The organism is Streptomyces sp. NRRL S-495 (genome assembly GCF_000966955.1).
Lineage (GTDB): Bacteria > Actinomycetota > Actinomycetes > Streptomycetales > Streptomycetaceae > Kitasatospora > Kitasatospora purpeofusca.
Genome location: NZ_JZWY01000372.1, coordinates 1 through 2,501, shown reverse-complemented (window position 1 = coordinate 2,501; position 2,501 = coordinate 1). Strand labels below are relative to the sequence as shown.

The 2,501-nt window shown below is 75.9% G+C and carries 3 protein-coding genes; 2 read left to right on the top strand and 1 reads right to left on the bottom strand.

Annotated features, from left to right (window positions below; all coding sequences use genetic code 11):
• Positions 1-718 (bottom strand): FAD-dependent oxidoreductase (locus VR45_RS19635; RefSeq protein ID WP_045941101.1); only part of this gene is annotated, 718 nt, incomplete at its 3' end.
• Positions 719-989: 271 nt separating this feature from the next.
• On the opposite strand from VR45_RS19635, the gene VR45_RS19630 reads away from it, so the two are divergent.
• Positions 990-2,117, top strand: a complete 1,128-nt coding sequence (locus VR45_RS19630) for a tyrosine-protein phosphatase (RefSeq protein WP_045941100.1) — start codon at positions 990-992, stop codon at positions 2,115-2,117.
• 109 nt (positions 2,118-2,226) lie between these two features.
• Positions 2,227-2,501: helix-turn-helix transcriptional regulator (locus VR45_RS19625; protein ID WP_045941099.1), on the top strand; the 275-nt coding region annotated here is incomplete at its 3' end.

The following is a 2,501-nucleotide window of genomic DNA, read 5'->3' as shown; positions in this document are numbered from 1 at the left end:
GGTCCAGCAGCAGCGTCCGGCCGCTCTCGCCCTCCAGGCCCGGGTCGCCGAGCAGGCGGCGCGCCGCCTCCAGGGAGGTCGCGACGATCACCGGGTCACCGGTCGTCGGCAGTGCCTCCAGCCGCGAACCCGTCTCGATCCGCACGCCCAGCTCCTGCGCCCGGGCCGCCATCCGGTCGATCACCGACTGCCAGCCGCCCACCGGGTAGACGGCCTCCGGCGGCAGGCTCGCGGCCCGGTGCAGCCGCTCCTGGGTGAACGCGGCCGACAGTAGGCCGGGCGCGTGGTGGAAGGTCGCGACGGCGGCGAAGTTGGCGGCCGCCCGCGCGGTCCGCTCGTCCGCCACCTCGGTCGCCCAGCCCAGGAAGGTCCGGCCGACGGGCGCGTCCCGGCGGGCCGCGAGCCGGGACACCGCGAGCGGGGGCAGCGCGCGCAACCGGCCGTCGAGCAGGTAGCGCATGCGCGGCATCGCGGTCAGCGGGACCCGCGCGAGCGGTCCGACCAGCCCGCGCTGCCGCAGCCACGCCCAGTGCGGGCCGCGCCGGTAGAAGGCGTGCGGGCCCTCGTTGGTCCGGTACGGCGCCGGGGCGGTGCGGGCCCGGCCGCCCAGCGTCCGGTGCGCCTCGTGCAAGGTCACCTCGACGCCGGCCTCCGCCGCCGAGATGGCCGCCGTCAGACCGCCGAAGCCCCCGCCGATGATGGTGATCCGTCGTGCCATGTCCCCGTCCTCCGTGCTCGTTCGCGTCCGACCGTCCGGGCTGTCGGGCCCCTGGCTGGTGTTGTCGCGAGGGAGACGACGTGGCGCCCCCGGATGTGACGGTCCGCCGACGATCGGTGCCGCCGATCGTACGGTGACCTTGATCACAGGGCTTCGGCCGGTGGGACGATCGGGCTCGCACGGGTGTTCACCAGGACGTTCAACAGGTTGTTGCCGTCGCGCCATCCGGCGGCCACGGGGCGACACTCCGCGCTGCCTACCGTGCCGGGCCATGACCATCTCCCGCACCCGGCTGACCGCGGCCGTGGCGCTCACCGGCGCCCTCGTCCTCGGCACCCCCGCGCTGGCCGTCGCCGCCCCGGCCGCCGGTTCCGCCTCCGCCGACACCTCGGCCGCCGCCCCGGCCGTCGCCCGGCACGCGATCCCCTTCACCTCGGCCACCGCCACCCAGCAGGCCGACGGCAGCTTCACCCTCGCCTGGACCGCCCCCGGCGCCCGCAGCGTCACCGTCTACGCCGGCACCGACCCGGACGACATCCGCCACCGCAAGGCCGTCGCCAAGGGCACCGGCTCCGCCACCGTCACGGTCACCGGGCTGGCCGCCGCCGACCGCTGGTTCTTCGAGCTGGTCCCGGACCGGGGCGCGCCGCTGGTCGTCGCCGACCGCTCGCTGCACCTCGCCTCCGCGCCGAACTTCCGTGACGCCGGCGGCTACCGCACCGCCGACGGCCGGTGGGTGCGGACGGGCGTCGTCTACCGCTCCGGCGACCTCTCCAGGCTGACCGACCAGGACCTCGCCAAGCTCCGCCGCCTCGGCATCCGCACCGTCTTCGACCTGCGCACCCCCGGGGAGCAGAAGACCGCCCCCGACCGCGTCCCGGCCGGTGCCACCGTCGTGAACGCCAATGTGCTGGGCGTCGCCGACACCGGCGCGTTCAACGTCACCAGCCCGCAGGCCGCCGTCCAGGCCATGGTCGACGCCGAGCGCACCATGGTCTCCGCCGACAGCGCCCGCACCGCCTACCACTCGGTGCTCAACGCCCTGGTCGAGCGGAACGACGAGAACGTCCTCTTCCACTGCACCGCCGGCAAGGACCGCACCGGCTGGGCCTCCGCGGCCCTGCTCACCGCGCTCGGCGTGCCGCGCGAGACCGTCGAGGCCGACTACCTCGCCAGCAACACCTACCGCGCCGCCGAGATCGCGGCCACCCTCGCCCAGCTGCCGCCGGCCTACCAGGCGATCTACAAGCCGCTGCTGGACGTCCGGTCCGAGTACCTGGCCGCCGGGTTCGACGAGGTGCAGCGGAAGTTCGGCTCCTTCGACGCCTACCTGAAGTCCGGTCTCGGCCTGGACAGGCGGGACCTGCGCGACCTGCGCAGCCAGCTGCTCGTCGGCTGACCGCGCGCGCCCGGCGTCCCGCCGGGGCGGGCACCCGGGAGCACCGGGCCGCCCGCCCCGGCGGGACGCCGCGTTGCCGGAACCGGGACGCCCTGGTTCGATCGTCCGTATGGACCAGGAATCCGACGCCGCCCCCGACCCCGCCGCTGCCGCCGACCCCGCCGGCGCTGCCGCCGCCTCGGCCCCCGCCATCGCCGCCACCCTGCGCCAGATCGGCCCCCGGCTGCGCCGGCTGCGCGAGCGCAAGGACCTGTCCCTGGCCGACCTGAGCCAGGCCACCGGCATCTCCAAGAGCACGCTCTCCCGGCTGGAGTCGGAGCAGCGCAAGCCGAGCCTCGAACTCCTGCTGCCCATCGCCGCCGCGCTCGCCGTCCCGCTGGACGA